Annotated in this window: 15 protein-coding genes and 1 tRNA gene; 6 read left to right on the forward strand and 10 right to left on the reverse strand. The window is 72.8% G+C overall.

Annotated elements, in window-relative coordinates:
* Window positions 1-64 precede the first annotated feature (64 nt).
* Window positions 65-838 carry an aldo/keto reductase gene (locus tag QMF98_RS14390; protein WP_337973623.1) on the forward strand — a complete coding sequence of 258 codons (774 nt, stop codon included), beginning with the start codon at window positions 65-67 and terminating at the stop codon, window positions 836-838.
* Window positions 839-848: 10 nt separating this feature from the next.
* Here the strand turns inward: QMF98_RS14390 and QMF98_RS14395 are convergent, their stop codons facing one another.
* The 5 genes from QMF98_RS14395 to QMF98_RS14415 form a co-directional block, all read right to left on the reverse strand.
* Complete coding sequence (locus QMF98_RS14395) at window positions 849-1,295, reverse strand: hypothetical protein (protein ID WP_337973624.1); 447 nt, start codon at window positions 1,293-1,295, stop codon at window positions 849-851.
* A gap of 245 nt (window positions 1,296-1,540) precedes the next feature.
* Window positions 1,541-2,365, reverse strand: a complete 825-nt coding sequence (locus tag QMF98_RS14400) for a hypothetical protein (RefSeq protein WP_337973625.1) — start codon at window positions 2,363-2,365, stop codon at window positions 1,541-1,543.
* Window positions 2,362-3,012, reverse strand: coding sequence for a signal peptidase I (locus QMF98_RS14405; protein WP_337973626.1), 651 nt, complete (start codon window positions 3,010-3,012; stop codon window positions 2,362-2,364). The genes QMF98_RS14400 and QMF98_RS14405 overlap by 4 nt, the downstream gene beginning before the upstream one ends.
* Before the next feature lie 71 nt (window positions 3,013-3,083).
* Window positions 3,084-3,521: a hypothetical protein gene (locus tag QMF98_RS14410; RefSeq protein ID WP_337973627.1), complete on the reverse strand. Its 438-nt coding sequence runs from the start codon at window positions 3,519-3,521 to the stop codon at window positions 3,084-3,086.
* Between the two features lie 278 nt (window positions 3,522-3,799).
* Complete coding sequence (locus tag QMF98_RS14415; protein WP_337973628.1) at window positions 3,800-4,969, reverse strand: sensor histidine kinase; 1,170 nt, start codon at window positions 4,967-4,969, stop codon at window positions 3,800-3,802.
* A 69-nt stretch (window positions 4,970-5,038) separates the two neighbouring features.
* On the opposite strand from QMF98_RS14415, the gene QMF98_RS14420 reads away from it, so the two are divergent.
* Window positions 5,039-5,710: a response regulator transcription factor gene (locus QMF98_RS14420; RefSeq protein ID WP_337973629.1), complete on the forward strand. Its 672-nt coding sequence runs from the start codon at window positions 5,039-5,041 to the stop codon at window positions 5,708-5,710.
* A gap of 61 nt (window positions 5,711-5,771) precedes the next feature.
* Here the strand turns inward: QMF98_RS14420 and QMF98_RS14425 are convergent, their stop codons facing one another.
* A complete protein-coding gene (locus QMF98_RS14425; protein WP_337973630.1) occupies window positions 5,772-6,446 on the reverse strand; it encodes a recombinase family protein in 675 nt (224 codons plus the stop codon).
* Between the two features lie 247 nt (window positions 6,447-6,693).
* On the opposite strand from QMF98_RS14425, the gene QMF98_RS14430 reads away from it, so the two are divergent.
* Window positions 6,694-9,201: a LamG-like jellyroll fold domain-containing protein gene (locus tag QMF98_RS14430; protein ID WP_337973631.1), complete on the forward strand. Its 2,508-nt coding sequence runs from the start codon at window positions 6,694-6,696 to the stop codon at window positions 9,199-9,201.
* A 114-nt stretch (window positions 9,202-9,315) separates the two neighbouring features.
* Window positions 9,316-9,810 (forward strand): hypothetical protein, encoded by a 495-nt coding sequence (locus QMF98_RS14435; protein ID WP_337973632.1) that lies wholly within the window; start codon window positions 9,316-9,318, stop codon window positions 9,808-9,810.
* Between the two features lie 1,332 nt (window positions 9,811-11,142).
* Here the strand turns inward: QMF98_RS14435 and QMF98_RS14440 are convergent.
* The 4 genes from QMF98_RS14440 to QMF98_RS14455 all read right to left on the reverse strand — a co-directional run bounded on the left by QMF98_RS14440 (window position 11,143) and on the right by QMF98_RS14455 (window position 14,634).
* Window positions 11,143-11,216, reverse strand: a tRNA-Thr gene (locus QMF98_RS14440).
* A gap of 70 nt (window positions 11,217-11,286) precedes the next feature.
* A complete protein-coding gene (locus tag QMF98_RS14445; protein WP_337973633.1) occupies window positions 11,287-12,213 on the reverse strand; it encodes a DsbA family protein in 927 nt (308 codons plus the stop codon).
* A 46-nt stretch (window positions 12,214-12,259) separates the two neighbouring features.
* Window positions 12,260-12,733, reverse strand: a complete 474-nt coding sequence (locus QMF98_RS14450) for a hypothetical protein (RefSeq protein ID WP_337973634.1) — start codon at window positions 12,731-12,733, stop codon at window positions 12,260-12,262.
* A gap of 95 nt (window positions 12,734-12,828) precedes the next feature.
* Window positions 12,829-14,634, reverse strand: a complete 1,806-nt coding sequence (locus tag QMF98_RS14455; protein WP_337973635.1) for a serine/threonine-protein kinase — start codon at window positions 14,632-14,634, stop codon at window positions 12,829-12,831.
* Window positions 14,635-14,843: 209 nt separating this feature from the next.
* Here QMF98_RS14455 and QMF98_RS14460 point away from each other — a divergent pair, with 209 nt between their 5' ends.
* Complete coding sequence (locus QMF98_RS14460) at window positions 14,844-16,457, forward strand: alpha,alpha-trehalose-phosphate synthase (UDP-forming) (protein ID WP_337973636.1); 1,614 nt, start codon at window positions 14,844-14,846, stop codon at window positions 16,455-16,457.
* Window positions 16,450-17,238 (forward strand): trehalose-phosphatase, encoded by a 789-nt coding sequence (otsB, locus tag QMF98_RS14465; RefSeq protein WP_337973637.1) that lies wholly within the window; start codon window positions 16,450-16,452, stop codon window positions 17,236-17,238. Before QMF98_RS14460 ends, otsB begins: the two co-directional genes overlap by 8 nt.
* The last annotated feature ends 91 nt before the right edge of the window (window positions 17,239-17,329 follow it).

A 17,329-nucleotide genomic window follows, 5' to 3' on the forward strand; every position in this document is an offset into this window, starting at 1 on the left:
CGCATCCGGGCGTCGTCACGCCCTCCAGGTGCGGCTCGACGGGGGTGGCGGCGAGGATGGCCGCATGACGTCCTCCCCCACCCTGGCCCTGCCCGGCGGCACCATCCCGATGCTCGGCCTGGGCACCTGGCAGTCCACCGGTGACGAGGCGGTGCGTGCCGTCAGCGGCGCCCTGGAGCTGGGCTACCGGCACCTGGACACCGCCACCGGCTACGGGAACGAGGGGCAGGTGGGACGCGCCCTGTCGCTGGTGGACATCGACCGGGACGACGTGTTCCTCACCACCAAGCTGCCGCCCGAGCACGCCGGCCGGGAGCGCCGGACGATCCTCGAGTCGCTCGCCGCGCTGGGCACGGACCACGTCGACCTGTGGCTGATCCACTGGCCGCCCGGCGGCAAGGCGGCGCCCGAGGTGTGGCAGGAGCTGCGCCGCGCCCGCGACGAGGGGCTGACCAGGTCGATCGGGGTGTCCAACTACTCGATCCCGCAGATCGACCAGCTGATCGAGGCGACCGGTGAGGCACCGGCGGTCAACCAGATCCCGTACAGCCCGGCCGACCACGACCCCGAGCTGCTGGACGCGCACCGCGAGCGCGGCATCGCCGTCGAGGGCTACTCGCCGCTGAAGCGGACCGACCTGGCGTCGGAGGCGATCACCAAGGCGGCCGCGGTGCACGACGCGACACCGGCCCAGGTGGTGCTGGCCTGGCACCTGGCGCACGACGTGGTGGTGATCCCCAAGACGACCCACCTGGCCCGCCTCGAGGAGAACCTCGCGGCGCTCGACCTGCGGCTGACGGCCGAGGAGGTCGCGGCGATCGACGCGCTGGGTTGGTGAGCGGCCGGCGTCAGGAGACGGGGGCCCAGGACGCGGCGGTGACCAGCACGTCGCCGACCACGGACCGGTCGATCCGGTCGATCACGCCGCGCTCCAGCGGCCGCACCTCCCGGCGGACCACGGTGCCCCCGCTGGAGTACGTGATCGCCACGGGCCGCCCGACGCAGGCGGCCGGGACGTCGTCCACGCGGATGCCCTCGATCGAGAAGCCCCCGTCGGTCCCCGGGACGAGCCCCGCCTCGTACCCCCAGCGCACCTGGTTGCCGTCGCACCCGGACTGCGCGGCACCGGCCGGGGACTGCGGGGCCTGCGCCATCGCCTGGGACGAGGCGTAGAGACCCGCGACGGAGAACGCCGTCAGCACCGCGGCCAGCTTGAGCCGGAACGCGCGCGAGCGCAGGGACCGGATCGGCGCCCAGAGCGCGGTGCGCGCAGAACCTGCGGACACCTGTGTCACGGTCGCCTCCCCTCCGTGGGCGGCGGATCGTCGGCGGACCGACGTGTCAGCGTCGTGCTGACAGCACAGAGGCTAGGTGCTAACACCTAGGGGTCGCGAGCCGGGATACCCGTTCGGGGCAGAACTTCACCCCTCTGACCAGGAACGACGCATCGGACGCAAATCAGACCGATCCATCGGTCGGACGTCCCCGATGCTGAGGGATCCGGCCGGACGTCACCCGTTCGGAGCAGCGACCTGTCGGGTCAGGAGCAGACGAGGACGGAGGCGCCGGTGCGGTTCTCGAGCGCGTCGAAGTACACCTGGGCACCGTTGGCGGCCCAGCCGGGCGCATAGGCCTGGAGCATCGGGAGCGCCGAGCAGCGGTCGCCGGGATAGGGCGTGAGGTTGCCCGTCGTGACCCCGGCGTTGCCCCACTGCCAGTTGTTGGGCAGTCCCGACGCAGCGCCGAGGTTCAGCACCAGGTAGGCCTTCTCCGTCCCGTCCGTGGCCATGGTCGGCGCGGACAGCACCAGGTACATGTGGTCGGTCCGGTAGCCGCGACCGGCGCCGTCCCCGTTGCTCACCGCCGTGAGGCTGGTGATCGAGCACGGCTTGGTGGTGGCAGCTCCCGTGGCCGCGACGACGACGACGCAGCCGCCGTAGATGGACGGCATCCACGTCGCCTTGATCGGCCAGGTGTTGCCGGAGACGAACAGCCGCGCGTTGGCCGCGCTCGGCGGCGTGTACTGGCCGCTGCTGGTGGACACGGAGAAGACACCGCCGGAGATGGTGCCCGTGCCGGAGATCAGGCTGGTGCCGTAGTTGTCCCGCAGCTCGAGGTAGCCGGTGGAGCACGAGCCCGTCAGCCCGGTGACGGCCGCCTGCGAGTACTTCCCCGCGCCGTTGGGGTTGCCCATCGGCGTGACCAGCACCGGCCCGGCGCAGGGCCGGGAGAAGGTGGCGGAGTGCCACACCGCCCCGACCGAGCTCAGCGGGATCTTGGAGGCGGACGCCTCGGCGACGCCGAGCAGGCCGAGCACCAGGACGGTGAGCGCGGCGATCAGCCGGAACCGCGGGCGTCGCGTCATCGGGCGTCGTCCACGGCCACGGGGCGGCGGTCCACGGAGACGTCGCCCGCGACGTCCCCCGCGCCGACGGTCACCACCTCCGCGACCTCGTCGGCCACCCCGGACGGCGCGGCGTCGGCGCGCGTGTCGTCGTCGTGCGGCTCGTCCTCCGCGGACGGCCAGATCAGCAGGACCATCGCCGCCAGCACGGCGAACGCCCAGAGCCAGGGGTTGAGGAGCAGCACGGACAGCCGGCCGAGCTTCGGGACGTGCAGCACCGCGACGCCGACCACGTCGGCGTTCGTCGGGGAGAACGGGTCGGCGTACGTGTTGTTGTCGCCCTTCAGCTGCCACCCCGAGGCACCGTCACCGCCGACCACCCGGTGGATGATCCGGGCCGAGCGGTCCACCGCGGCGGGCCGGTAGACGGCCACGTCCCCCACCTTCGGGGTGCCGCACCGCGCCACCACCAGGTCGCCGGTGTAGTAGGTCGGCTCCATCGAGTGCCCGGAGACCACCGTCAGGGTGGTGCAGCCGCCGAGCGAGGACGGCCAGACGAGCCACAGACCTGCGGCGAGCAGCACCCAGCCGAGGACGCCGCGCACCACTCGCAGCACACGCGGCGCGGACGACGCCGGTGCGCTGGTGCGGTGCGCGGCTTCCTGCACGGCCGAACCCCCTGGTTCGAAGGGTGTGCGCGAGGGCGGCCGCCTCGAGTCGGCCGCCCTCGCCCGGGTCGTCAGCTGTGGATGGTCAGCGCCCAGCCGGTGATCGTGCTCGGGTCGGTCACACCGCTCGGCAGCGTGACGGCGATGGAGCCGGTGGCGTCGACCTTGGCGCTCGCCGTGGTCAGGCCGGTCTGCACCCAGCCGTTGCTCGACGACGTGGAGTAGGCGACCTCGTAGGTCTTGCCCTGGCAGGCGGTGTCGATGGACGAGAACGTCACGTTGGAGACGGTCCAGCCGGTGGAGGAGAACGCCGGCGTGCCGTACGCGACGCCGACGGTGCTCTTCTGGCAGTCGCTCATGACGGTCGGGACCGAGCCGGACTGGAAGCTCTGGGTGTTCCAGTTGAAGTTGATCTGCGACGCGGAGGCCAGGGAGAGGCCGGCCACGCCGACGACGGCCAGGCCGATGGCCAGGGACTTGCGACGGGTGGACCACTTGCTGCGAGACATGGACGTGCTCCTCTTGTTCCGGGGGTTCTGACGACGATCCGCCCGGAACGTAGGGCTTCACATAACCAAGTTGGACAAGCGTCTAGGTGGCAGCACCCAGGGGTGTCTAAATTGTCCGATTCTTTCACCCAGCCGCAGGTCAGCGGCTCACTCCGGCGGGTGAAGCGGTACGCCGGGGAATCGCTTCGGTGCCCTATAGCGCGCCTAATCCGCGCCATTTTTCACGGCGCTGCCGACGATGCTCGCGACAGTGCTGCCCCGGGCCGATGCGGCCGCCCTCAGCGACCGCGGAGCGCGTCCACGGGGAGCGTCGCGACCACCTCGGTACCGACGCCGAGCACTCCCTTGACGTCGAGCCGGCCGCCGACGATCGACAGCCGCTCGGCCAGCCGCTTGGTGCCGGAGCGGGTCACCGCCGCCGGGTCGAAGCCGCCGCCGTCGTCCCGCACCCGCAGCGCGATGCCCGTGCGGTTCACGCCGAGCCGCACGTCCAGCTCGGTCGGGGTGCCGTGGCGGAGCGCGTTGCTGACGGCCTCCTCGACGACGCGGACGGCCAGCAGCCGTTCCGCCTGGGAGAGCTCCGGGGCGGCCGGGTCGTCCAGCGCACGCAGCTCCTCGTCGACGTCCAGGTGCGTCGCGATCGCCGGCGGGACGCGGCGCAGGAGCGCACGGACCGCCGGGACCATCCCGATCTCCAGCTGGTCGGGGTAGAGCAGCCGGCTCATCTGCCGCACGTCCTGCTCGCGCACGTTCTCGATCTCCGTGCGCACCTCGCGCAGCGTGACCAGGTCCCGCGCCGGGGCGCCGGCGGCGGCGAGCCGAGCCAGCGCGCCGTCCAGCCGCGCCGTCACCAGCACCAGGCGCTGCTGCATCGACGAGTGCAGCCCGTCGGCCACCTCCCGCCGCACGCGGATCTCCTCGTCCTCGAGGGCTTGCACCGCCGTCTCGACCGCGTGCGTCGTGCGCACCCGCTCGCGGACCTCGGCCCGCAGCCGACGCCGCGACATCATCACCCAGGTGCCGAGCACCGCCGAGCCGACGCCGATCATCGCGCCCGTCACCGCCTCGGCGACCACCGTCTTCGGCCCGAACGCGGGGTACACCCCCAGCAGCACCTGCAGTGCCACTCGCGCGAGCGCGGCGATCAGCCCGGCGAGCACCGCCCCGAGCATCTTGCCGAGCCGGGTGATCCGGTGCGGCTGGCGCCACAGCGCCAGCACGGCGATGAGCACCAGGACGGTCAGGGCGTTGACGACCACGCGCGAGACGACGGAGACGAACTGCCAGCCCGGCACGAACACGGCGAAGATGTAGGTGGACTGGGCGACGGCGCCGAGCGCGAACATCGAGGCGACGGCCCCGGTGGTCACCCAGAGGGTGCGCCAGTCCGACGCCTCGTCCGCGGGGTCCGCACTGCCGTCCGGCGCGCTCTGGGCGGGCACGCTCACCTCAGCTCTCGTCGGCCGGTGCGACGTTGCGCCACAGCATCCGGTCGGCACAGACGATACTGAGCAGTGATGCCCAACCAATCCCTCGGCGCGCTGCGCGTCGCGGTGGTCGAGGACCAGCCGCTGTTCCGCTCGATGCTCGAGCGGACCCTCGGCGAGCAGCCGGGGCTGCAGGTGGTGGCCAGCGTCGGGACCGTCGCCGCGGCCCGGAACGTCATCACACCAGGCCTGGCGGACGTGGTGGTGCTGGACATCGACCTGCCGGACGGCAACGGCATCGCGCTCGGCGTCCAGCTGCGCCGCAGCCAACCGTCGCTCGGCATCCTGCTGCTGTCCGCGCACGACGCGATGGAGCTGCTGCTGGACCTGCCGGCCGACGTCGCGGTGGGCTGGGGGTACCTGTCCAAGACGTCGGCGACCACCGTGGAGGCCCTGGTCGGAGCCCTGCACGCCGCCGCCCGCGGCGAGACGGTGCTGGACCCGGCGCTGCTGGCGAAGATGCGGCCGCGACGCGGCTCGGCGGTGGCGGCGCTGACGGACCGGCAGTTCGAGGTGCTGCAGCTGCTGGCGCAGGGCCTGAGCAACTCCGGCATCGGCGAGCGACTGGGCATCACCGAGAAGTCGGTGCAGAACCACGTGAACGCCATCTACAACACGCTGGGCATCGACTCCGACCCCGAGCGGAACCCGCGGGTCAGCGCCGCGCTGCGGCTGATCGAGGAGACCGGCCCGCTCGGCTGAGCGGGCGCGGCAGCATCGGTCGGTCGGCGCGCGTCGGTCGGTCGCCGGCAGCGAGCCGGCGTCAGTCGGTGGCCGGCAGCGAGCCGGGGTCGTGCTCGATCGACGGCAGCCGCAGCGTCCGGGCGCGGCGCCGGGCCGGCGCCGGCGCAGGGTCGTCCTCCTGCACCTCGGCGGCGCCGCGGTCGGCGTCCTGGATCACCCGGTACACGGTGGCGCGCGAGGTGCCGAGCGACTCGGCGATCTCCCGCACCGTCGCGCCCTGGTCCCGCAGCATCAGCACGCGCTCGACGTTGGTCGAGGACAGCGCCCGCGGTCGACCGCCCACCCGGCCGCGGGAGCGTGCGGCGTAGACGCCGACGATGGTGCGCTCGCGGTGCAGCCGGCGGTCGAGGTCCGTGAACGCCGCGACGAACCGCAGCAGCGCGGCGCCGTCGGGACCCGTGGTGTCGAGCTTGTCGGCGACGCTGACCACGCCGACCTGTCGTCGGCCGAGCAGGTCGAGCAGGGAGACGACGGCGGAGGTGGTCGCGCCGAGCCGGTCGAGACGCCAGACCAGCAGGGTGTCCCCGGCGTGCAGCTCGTCGAGCGCATCGGTCAGGTGCTCGCGCATCTGGGTGGACGTGTGGGCGCTGACGTCCTCGAACAGCCGCTCCGCCCCGCGCTCGCGCAGCAGCGCCCGCTGGTAGTCGGCGTTGTGCTCCAGCGGGCCCACCCAGACGTAGCCGACGGTGGTCATGACCCGGGGCCCTTCGGACGGCACTTCGGACGGCGCGCGGCGGTGGACCGCCTGGCGGACGCGGCGAGCGTACTACCGGCGACGGTGCGGGGAGGGGCGAACCCTCGACTTATGGACAGGTTTTCGGAACACTGTCCGATGGCGGTCCGGGGAGGGCCGCCCGGGGGCAGCGCCCTCGGTTCCAACGAGGAGGTTGGGCCACATGCACGTACCCAGACCACGGCGCGCACCCGGTGCGCTCCTGGCGTTGGCCGCAGTCTTGACCCTCACGCTCCCGGCCGCGACCGCAGACGCCGCGACCGGCACCACCACCGCATCCGCCTCCACGACCGTCGCCTCGACCGCGGCGTGGACCAAGGGGACGCCACCGCTGAGCACGCCGTGGACGGCCGACGTCTCGCCGACCAACGCGCTGCCCGACTACCCGCGTCCGCAGCTCGCCCGGCCGAGCGCCGCAGCTCCCGAGTGGGCCAACCTCAACGGCCTGTGGCAGTACCAGCCGTGGGACGGGTTCAGCCCGCTGCCCTTCGGCACCGACCTGGCCAAGCAGATCCTGGTGCCGTACCCGATCGAGTCCGCCCTGTCCGGCATCCAGTCGCACTCGGACTACATGGTGTACCGCCGGACCGTCACCGTCCCCGACCCGTGGAAGCACGGTGACCGGCGCATCCACCTGAACTTCGGTGCCGTCGACTACGAGGCGACGGTGTACGTGAACGGGCGCGAGGTGGCCCACCACACCGGCGGGTACACCGCCTTCACCGCGGACATCACCGACGCGCTGGTCGCCAAGGGGCCGCAGGAGATCCTGGTGGCGGTGCACGCGCCGGCGAACAGCGAGAACATCCCGGTGGGCAAGCAGAGCCTGACGCCGGGCGGCATCTTCTACACCGCGTCGTCGGGCATCTGGCAGACGGTGTGGATGGAGCCCGTCTCGACGACGAGCATCTCCGCCCTGACCGCCACGCCGACCTCGGACCTGACGGGCTTCGACGTCAGCGCCACGACCCTCGGCGACGCGGCCGACGCCCGGCTGAGGGTCGCGGCCTTCGCCGACGGCCAGCAGGTCGGCAGCGCCGAGGGCGCGGTCGGTCAGCCGCTCCACGTGACGGTGGACCACCCGCACCTGTGGACGCCCGACGACCCGTTCCTCTACACGTTCACCGCCACCCTGACCGGCGCCGGACGTGCGGACCAGGTGGAGAGCTACGCCGGCCTGCGGACCATCGCCGTCGCGAACGTCAACGGCAAGCAGCGCATCACCCTCAACGGCAAGCAGCAGTACCTGCTGGCCACCCTCGACCAGGGCTTCTGGCCGGACGGCATCTACACCGCACCGACGGACGCGGCGCTGAAGTCCGACATCCAGCGCACCAAGGACCTGGGCTTCAACACCATCCGCAAGCACATCAAGGTGGAGCCGGCCCGCTGGTACTACTGGGCCGACCGCCTCGGGATGATGGTGTGGCAGGACGCGCCGTCGATGCCGGCCGGCAGCACGCCGCGGCTGAGCACCGCCGACAAGGCGACGTTCCGCTCGCAGGTGTCCGACATCGTCACGCAGCTGCGCGGCGAGACCTCGGTGATCGGGTGGATCCCGTTCAACGAGGGCTGGGGGCAGTGGAGCATCCAGGCGGCTGCCGACCTGACCACGCAGATCACGTCCCTCGACGCGACCCGTCTGGTCGACTCCCGCAGCGGCTCCAACTGCTGCGACATGGCCGGTGACCCCGGCAGCGGCAACATCATCGACTGGCACCAGTACCAGGGCCCGGCCCTGCCGTCGCCCGACGCCAACCGTGCGGCGATCGACGGTGAGCACGGCGGGCTCACGCTGCCTGTCCCGGGTCACTCCTGGCCCGGTGCCGACGTCAACCCGTACGGGGCCGTCAAGGACTCGGCCGCCCTCACCCAGGGCTACGTCGACAACACCACGGTGCTCAAGGACTACGCGCCGTGGGGCCTGTCGGGCAGCGTGTACACGCAGATCACCGACGTCGAGGGCGAGCAGAACGGGTTCTGGACCTACGACCGCCAGGTGCTGAAGGTCGACCCCGCCCCGGTGCGCGCGAGCAACCTGGCGACCATCGCCGCGGGCTCGTCGTCGTCGGCACCCCAGCCGCCGGCCGGGACCCCGGGGCTCAACGGCATCGGCCACTGGCCGCTCGACGACGGCAGCGGCACCACCGCCACCGACGTCTCCGGCAGCCACCCGCTCACGGTGGTCAACGGCGCCTGGAGCGCCGACGGCCTGACGTTCACCGGCAACGGGTACGCGCACAGCAGCGGCCCGGTGATCGCGACCCAGGGCACCGACTACGCGGTGTCCGCCTGGGTCAAGCTCGCGGCCTCTGGCGGCGGGTTCCAGACGGTGGTCAGCGAGGACGGCGTCACCAACAGCGCCTTCTTCCTGCAGTACTCCGGCGCGGACCACCTGTGGGCGTTCTCGTTCGCCGGGACCCGCGCGCTGGCGACCGCGGTGGGCACCCCCGTCGTCGGGCGCTGGTACCACCTGGTCGGCGTCCGGGACGTCGCGGCGTCGACCCTGACGCTGTACGTCGACGGTCAGCAGGCCGGCGTGGCGCACGTGCTCGGCTCGGTCGACGCCGGGACGGGCGACTTCACCGTCGGTCGCGGGCGGTACGGCGGCAACCCCGTCGACTACCTGACCGGCACCGTCGACGACGTGCGGGCCTACGACCGGGCGTTGTCGTCCGACGAGGTCGCGCAGCTGTTCGCCGCGGGTCGCGTCTGAGGTGCGTGGGGTGGCCGGGTCACCTCGACCCGGCCACCCCACGGCACGCTCTGGCCGACTGGGCACGCCTCAAGGCCGGGACGTCGGCGACCGATCCCAGAGCGGGGGTGACGGATGACGACCACGACGGACGGCGACGGCAACGGCGCCACAGCGGCGGAGCGCCGCGCTCCCGCAGCCGTGCTGGCAGCAGCCGTGCTCACCGGCCTGTTCACCATCGGTTTCCTGGTCGAAGCAGGCATCACGGCGGACATCCTGTTCGGGCACAAGGCGGGGTTGGCTCACGGCACCGCCGTCGCCGACCGCGGTGCGGCGACCGTCCTCGTGCTGTTCCTGGTGGCGGCGGGCTGGTCCGTCGTCGGGACGGCCCGCCTGCTCCGTGGGCAGGACGTGAAGGCGGTGGCCATCCCGCTCGGCGCCGTCGTCCTCGTCGGGATCCCCGGGGAGATCGCGGACGCGATCGGCACGGCGAGCGGCAGCAGCCTCGCCATCGGCGCGGGGATCGTCGCGGCGGCGGGCCTCACGCTGGCTCTGCTGGTCACACCCGCTGCGCGCGCATGGCGACGAGCTCCGGCGCCCAGCGGACCAGCCACGCCGACCGGACTCTGACCGGGCCCCTGCGCCGACGTGCACGGCGCGGGCGTCCGTGAGCACCGTGCCCGCGGCACCGATCACGACCGCGGGCATCGCCCGCGGACCAGCGGCGCACCGTCAGCGTGCGCTGCCGTGGGTCAGGTGGCGGCATCCGACGCCCGCGTAGGCGCCGAGCAGCGCCGGCACGACCAGGACCAGCAGAGATGCCGTGCCGAGCCGTCTTCGCAAGACCCCGGTGCACTTTGTCTAGCTGAAGCGTGTGACACGGGGAAAGTCCGGGTGGTTCCGTTTTGAGATCCACATATCGAATGTGGACGGGAAGCGCAGGGGCACGTATTTTGCCTGGTAGGGCGTTAGCCCGAGGTAGACTCCCGCGCTTCGCGTTGCGACGGTCGTCAGTCGAACTCGAATAACAAAAAGGACAACCGCCACCAGGAAGAAGACGGCCGATGCGGCGACTCCTAAGGAGGAGCGGACGATCTGCGACCAAACTTCCCCAAGCACAAAGGCGCCCCCAGATGCGAGACCCCAGTGTTGATAGCGCATCGCTCTTTGCAAGGCGACAGCCGCTTCCGGGCCGATTCGCGGCGTCCAGTCCGCGAGGATCCGAGGCTGGTCGTGTCCCGTTGTCATGAACCGCAGGACCTCTCTTCAGTGGTCAGGCATCCGGTGCAGGCGGCACAGCAGTCGAGTGAAGCTGTAGCGACACCATCGGGTCGCGGCTTGCTGGTAACGGCACCGCGCACCAGGTCATCGTGACGTCGTTGTGCTCCCGCCACGTATCGCGCGACAGTGCTGTCTCCAGAGGCCATCCGGATGGCTGAAGTCACCACGCACCTCCACCCGGGCATCGCGGCTCGCCATCGTCCCCCGTAAGGTACGCGGCCCAGCCGGCACCGTAGCCGAACGAACCCATACCAAGAGCACCTCCCAGCAGACCGGCCTTAGCGGAGGCACCTGCGAATCGAACAGCCCCGCCGAGCCCGAGGGAGGCCGCGCCGGCCACTGCACCCACGCACGCACCGACGTCGATGCCGTCTTTCGACCCGAAGCTCCGCGCGCATGGGACGGCGTCTGTGCCAACTGCCAGAAGGCCGGCCAGATCTCCCCCAACCTCGATCGTGGTGGCGAGAGTCGTGCCAAGCTCCCTTCGCCGCAGACGGCCGTCATCCCTCGCGAACGCTGGGGCGCTGAGGACTGGTCCCCACCAACTCAAGGCCCGGACCGTTCAAGGATTCGGACGGTCTCTTGCTCTGCGTCCCGAAGGCCCAAGTCATGCCCGTATCAGGAATGGACGGACTTCTGCCAACCCAAGGCGCCGGCTTTCACCGACCACTCAAGAAAGAGAGCCCCCTGTCGGATTCGAACCGACGACCTGCCGCTTACAAGGCGGCTGCTCTGGCCAGCTGAGCTAAGGAGGCGAGGGGGTCCAGCGTAACGACCGCCACGACGGCGGCCGCCACGCCGGACCCACGCGTGGGCCGGGCTGGATCAGCCCTTGGCGGCCTTGGCGGCGTTCACCCTGCCCAGCAGCTGGCCGGGGGTGAAGTAGAAGCCGGCGTCCTGGTCACCCTGCTTGCCCACCTGCTTGCCGTCGATGAAGACCGCCGGGGTGGAGATGCCGCCCAGGGCGTCGTCGGCGTGCTGGGTGGCCGCCGCGAGGAACGGGGCGTAGGTGCGCCAGGTGCCGTTCTTGGTCGTGTCACCCGACTTGTAGGTACCCGAGACGGTGTCCGTGAAGTGTGCGGTCACGCTGTCCGGCACCCCGACGCTCTTGGCGATGTCCGCGATCTTCGCGTCCGTCAGGCCGGGGGTGTTCTCCGCCGGCTGGCCCTTGTAGAACGCGGTGATCAGCGGCATGAAGTGGGTCGGGTCCTGGTCCGCGACGATCATCAGCGCGTTCGCGGCGCGGGTCGAGTAGTAGGTGCCGAGCGAGCTGCGGTCGAGGAAGTTCAGCGGCTGGAACACCACCGTGACGCCGTCCTCCTTGGCCAGCGTGTCGAGGTCGGCGGAGTTCACCGAGTCGAACTGCTGGCAGGCGGGGCACTGCAGGTCGAAGTAGATGGTCAGCGTGGTGTCGTTCGCGCCGGCCTTGCCGACGCCGGCCTTGCTCACCGGGATGCCGCCGTTGGCGTCGGCCGCCTTCGGCTTGGTGACGGAGTCGAGGGTCGGCGCCGTCACCTTGGTGTCCGTGCCGCCGTAGGCGACCTTGCCGTAGGCGTCCTTGGCGGCCTTGTTGTTGATCAGCACGGTGGCGACGACGCCGATCAGCACGACGACGGCGAGGACCAGCCCGCCGATGGCGAGCATGCGGTTGCGGCGCTCCTTGCGCTGCTGCTCCTGGCGCATCTGCAGCGCCTTGGCGCGGGCGTCGTCACGGCGCTGGGCCTTGGTGACGCGGGGTTCGTTGCTGGGCATCGGGGTGCTCCTGAGATCCGGTGGGGTTGCTGGGGACGGGCGCTGCTCAGGCGGGCAGCGGCGGTCCCCGGTGCGGCCGGACGTGCACCAGCCACCGGTCCAGGCGCACCCGCGGTGCGGGCAGCGGCGGTCGCGGGCGACGCGCGACCGGCAGCGGCCGGTCGGCTGGCGCCGGACGGACGAGCGCGGCGCGGACCAGGGCCGCCGCGGCACGAGCGGCCCGCAGCAGCATCGTGCCGAGGCCCAGACCGCCGGCGACGAGTGCCAGGTGCAGGGCCAGCACCGGCAGCGCGACGGACAGCAGGACGACGACGCCGCTGGGCGCCTGACCGAGGCCCAGGGTGCCGGCCGGGCAGTCCGCCCGGTCCCGCAGCACCAGCAGGTCGATGCCGAGCCGTCCCCAGGAGCCGGTGGTCACGCACTCGTGCAGCAGCACGCGGCCCTGGGTCAGCACGACGCCCGCACCGGCGGTCAGCAGGGCGGCGGCCAGCGCCGCACCGTGCCGTCCGCTCGCGCGCATGGCGCCAGGGTAGGGCAGCGACCTGTCGGGACGGCATCCGCCGGACGGGTCCGCGGCCTGCGTCGCCGTGCGGCCGCCCCGTGGCCCCGTCCGGCTCAGGCGCTCGGCAGCGTGGGGGTCGGCAGCGGCGACCAGACGATGGCACCGCCGTCCAGCACCCGCACCAGCAGCATCGCCGTCACGCCGAGGGCCAGCAGCACCAGCACCAGCGCACCGAGCCAGTTGGGGGTGATCACCCACAGCACCCGCCGCGCACCGAGCCGCGTCATCGCCGAGAGCGGCCCGAACCACAGCAGCACCACGCCCGCGAGCACGACGAGGCCCACCAGCACCGAGGCGGTCGGTCCCTGCAGCGGGCCGCCCTGCTGGCTGGTGCCGACGGTCCAGCGCCCGGTGCCGACCAGCCACCAGCCGATCCCCAGGCCGATCACCATCACGCTCGCGGCCACCAGCACGCTCGGCACCAGGCCGAGCACCGCGCGCAGCAAGTGCCACGGGCTGGAGACCGCCGCGACCAGACGGTCGGACGCCCGGACGCCGTGCTTCTCGCGCCGCCCGTGCATCGCCTCGACCGTGGAGCCGAACGCCCGGACCAGCAGCACCAGCGCACCGACGACGATCAGCGTGCGCCCCGGCCACGAGGCACCCGCAGCCGCGACCAGCAGCCCGAGGGCCGCCACCGAGCCCCATCGGCGCCGCGCGTGCGGCCGGACGTAGCCGGACCCCTCCTGGTCAGGACCGGCCGACTCGTCGAGGTCCTCCTCGATCCACTCGACCGCCTCGTCGACGTCCACCGGGCGCACCCGCCACGGGTGCCGGGGGTCCGTGCCGTCGTCGTACGGCTCGTCGAGCTCGTCGTCGGGCTCGTCGTCGTCAGGCTCGGCGCCGTCGTCCAACCGGATGTCGTCGCCGTCGTCCGGGCCACCGGGCGCGAAGGCGCGCGTGCGACCGTCGTTCGCGGCACTCCGACCCGCGAGCGCCACGGTGGTACCGGCCGCCGCGCCCGCGGCGCCCACCCGCGCCGGCACGGCGACCGTGCCGGCCGCGTCCGCCCCGCTCAGCACGCGGGTCGCCGTGCCGTCCACCGGGTCGCCGTCGGCCGCGGCCGTCCGCAGCGCCGAGACCACGTCGTCCGCCGCGAGGCGCCTCTGCGGGTCGGGGTCCAGCGCCCTGCGCAGCGCCCCGGCCGTCACCGGTCCGAGGTCCGCCAGGTCCGCCGAGCCGGTGCGCGCCCGCGCGAGGACCACGTCCACCGCCCCGCTGCCGAACGGCGGCCGGCCCGTGGCGGCGAACGCCAGCACCGCAGCCCAGCCCCACAGGTCGCTGCCCGGGCTCGGCTCGGCCCCCGACAGCAGCTCGGGTGCGAGGTAGCCCGGCGTACCCATCACCAGGCCGGTGGAGGTCAAGTGCTCGTCCCCCGCGTCCTGCGCGATGCCGAAGTCGATCAGCACGGGGCCGTGGTCGGTGAGCAGCACGTTGGACGGCTTCAGGTCGCGGTGCACCACGCCGGCGGCGTGCACGGCCGCGAGCGCGTCGCACAGGCCGGCGGCGAGGTCCGCGAGCTCGTCGGGTCCGAGGGGTCCGCGGGCGTGCACGCGGGCGGCCAGGTCCTGCCCGTCCACCAGCTCGGTGACCAGGAACGCCTCGGTGGAGTCGACCTCCGCGTCGAGCACCGCGGCGACGGCCGGGTGCCGCAGCCGTTGCAGCGCCGCGACCTCGCGCATCAGCCGCGCGCGGGCGGCCGCGTCGGCGCCGACGTGCGGGTGCAGCAGCTTGAGCGCCACCGGAGAGCCACCGCCGTCCACCGCCCGGTAGACGGTCCCCATGCCCCCCGCACCGAGCGGGGAGACGACGGTGTAGCCACCGATCTCCGACCCCGGCGCCAGACCGATCCGCTCCATGACGGAACGGTATCCGCGCACCGTCCGGGCGCCAGCGCGCGGCGCCGCGAGGTCCCGAGGCGGCCCGCGAACCGGTGCCGTCGGCCGCCCCACCGGCGTCGTGACCGCGGCGCCACCAGCAGGTTCACCAGCATCTTCACCGGGCGACCACACCCGAACGCCGCTAGTTTGGACGGCACCGCCCGAAGGAGCTGATCGCGCTGTCCCACGTGCCTGCCGGCGCCCACGAGCTGGTGGTCGTCGCGAACCGCCTGCCCGTCGACATCTCCCTCGACGACGAGGGGAGGATGAGCTGGACCCGAGCACCGGGAGGCCTGGTCACGGCTCTGTCTCCGGTGATGCGGAGGTCGCGGGGCGCCTGGGTGGGCTGGGGCGGGTCGCCGGACCTCGAGGTGGACCCGTTCGACGCGGACGGCCTGCACCTGGTGCCGGTGCCGCTGACGGCCTGTGACGTCGAGGGGTTCTACGAGGGGTTCGCCAACGACACGCTGTGGCCGCTGTACCACGACGTGATCACCCCGCCGACCTACCACCGGCAGTGGTGGGACGCCTACCGGCGGGTGAACGACCGGTACGCGCGCGCAGCCGCCGAGCAGGTGGCGCACGGCGGCACCGTCTGGGTGCACGACTACCAGCTGCAGCTGGTGCCCGCCCGGCTGCGGGAGCTGCGGCCGGACGTGCGCATCGGGTTCTTCTGCCACATCCCCTTCCCGCCCCTGGAGCTGTTCGCGCAGCTGCCCTGGCGCCGGCAGGTGGTGGACGGCCTGCTCGGCGCGGACCTGCTGGGCTTCCAGCGGCCGGGCGACGCGGGCAACTTCGTCCGCGCGGTCCGACGGCTGACCGACCTGACGACGCACGGTCTGCTGATCACCGCTGGCGACCGCGAGGTGCGGGCCGGCTCGTTCCCCATCTCCATCGACTCGCACGCCTTCGACGAGCTGGCCCGCACGCCCGCCGTCGCGGCGCGCGCGCGGGAGATCCGCAGCGAGCTGGGCGACCCCGAGGTGGTGCTGCTGGGCGTCGACCGGCTCGACTACACCAAGGGCATCCGGCACCGGCTCAAGGCGTACGGCGAGCTGCTGGCCGACGGTCGGCTGTCCCCCGCGGAGACGACCCTGGTGCAGGTCGCCAGCCCCAGCCGGGAGAACGTCGGCGCCTACATGCAGCTGCGCGACGAGGTGGAGCTGCTGGTGGGCCGCATCAACGGCGACTTCGGCCAGGTGGGTCACACGCCGGTGCAGTACCTGCACCAGTCGTACGGCATGGAGGAGATGGCGGCGCTGTACCTGGCCGCCGACGTGATGCTGGTGACGGCCCTGCGGGACGGCATGAACCTCGTGGCCAAGGAGTACGTGGCAGCGCGGTCGGACGACCGTGGCGCGCTGGTGCTGTCCGAGTTCACCGGCGCGGCGGACGAGCTGCGCGGCGCCCTGCTGGTGAACCCGCACGACATCGACGGGCTCAAGGACGCCATCACGTACGGCGCGCGGATCGACGGGCGTGAGGCGCGCAAGCGGATGCGGCGGCTGCGGAGGCGGGTGCTGGGGCACGACGTGTCGGCGTGGTCGGCGGAGTTCCTCGCGGCGCTGCGGGCGGATGCCGCGACGGTGCTCGGCGGCGGCAGCCTCCAGTCGGCGCAGTACCCCCGGACGGGTGGCGAGCAGCTGCCGTCGCCGCGGTCCGAGGGCGGTGTCGGCGCCCGGTCGGACGCGGCGGCGGGCGTGGAGTCGGACGACATGGCGGCGGTCGAGGCGGGCCAGCCCGCGCCGCCGCTCGACGGTGATACCGCGGCGGCCGACCGGCGGGGGCGGTCCGATGACTGACGGGACGGCAGGGCTGACGGACCGCCTGACGGCGGTCGCGGACGACCCGTCGCGGCGGCCGCTGCTGGTCGCGCTGGACTTCGACGGCACCCTGGCCCCCCTCCAGGACGACCCGTCGAGGTCGGCGATCACCGCCGACGGTGTCACAGTGCTGGAGCGTCTCGCGGCGCTGCCGCAGGTGACGCTCGCGCTGGTGTCCGGCCGTTCGATGGCCGACCTGCACAAGCTCGCCACTGTCCCTGCGGGCACGGTGCTGATCGGCAGCCACGGCGCCGAGCGGGCGCGGCGCACCCGGTTCGGGCTGGACCGGGACGTGGTGCGCCTCACCGACGAGCAGGCCGACCTGCTGGCGGCGCTCGGCGCCCGGGCCGCCGCGGTGGCCCGCGGTCGGGACGGCGTGTGGGTGGAGAGCAAGCCGACCGCGGTGGTGGTGCACTCCCGGCTGGCTCCGCGGGACGTCGCGGCGGTGGCGTGCGACGAGGCGCTGGCCCTCGGCGCCGACACCGGTGTGGACGTGATGAAGGGCAAGGACGTGGTGGAGCTGTCGGTGCTGCACGCCGACAAGGGCGCCGCGCTGACCGCGCTCCGCGACGAGCTGGGCGCCGAGCTGGTGCTCTACGCCGGTGACGACGTGACGGACGAGCGGGCGTTCGCCGCCCTGCGGCCAGACGACGTGACGGTGAAGGTCGGTGACGGCGACACCTCGGCGGCGTACCGGGTGCCCGGCACCGAGGCGCTGGTCGACGTGCTGGGCGGCTTCGCGGACGAGCTCGCCGGCTGACGTCGACGACATGCGCGTGACGGGCTGAAGGGCCTGGTCACAGGGCCTTCAGCATGATCGGATGGGCGTACCGCCGTCCGTCAGGGGAGCA

The sequence above is a fragment of the Cellulomonas sp. NTE-D12 genome (assembly GCF_027923705.1).
Lineage (GTDB): Bacteria > Actinomycetota > Actinomycetes > Actinomycetales > Cellulomonadaceae > Cellulomonas.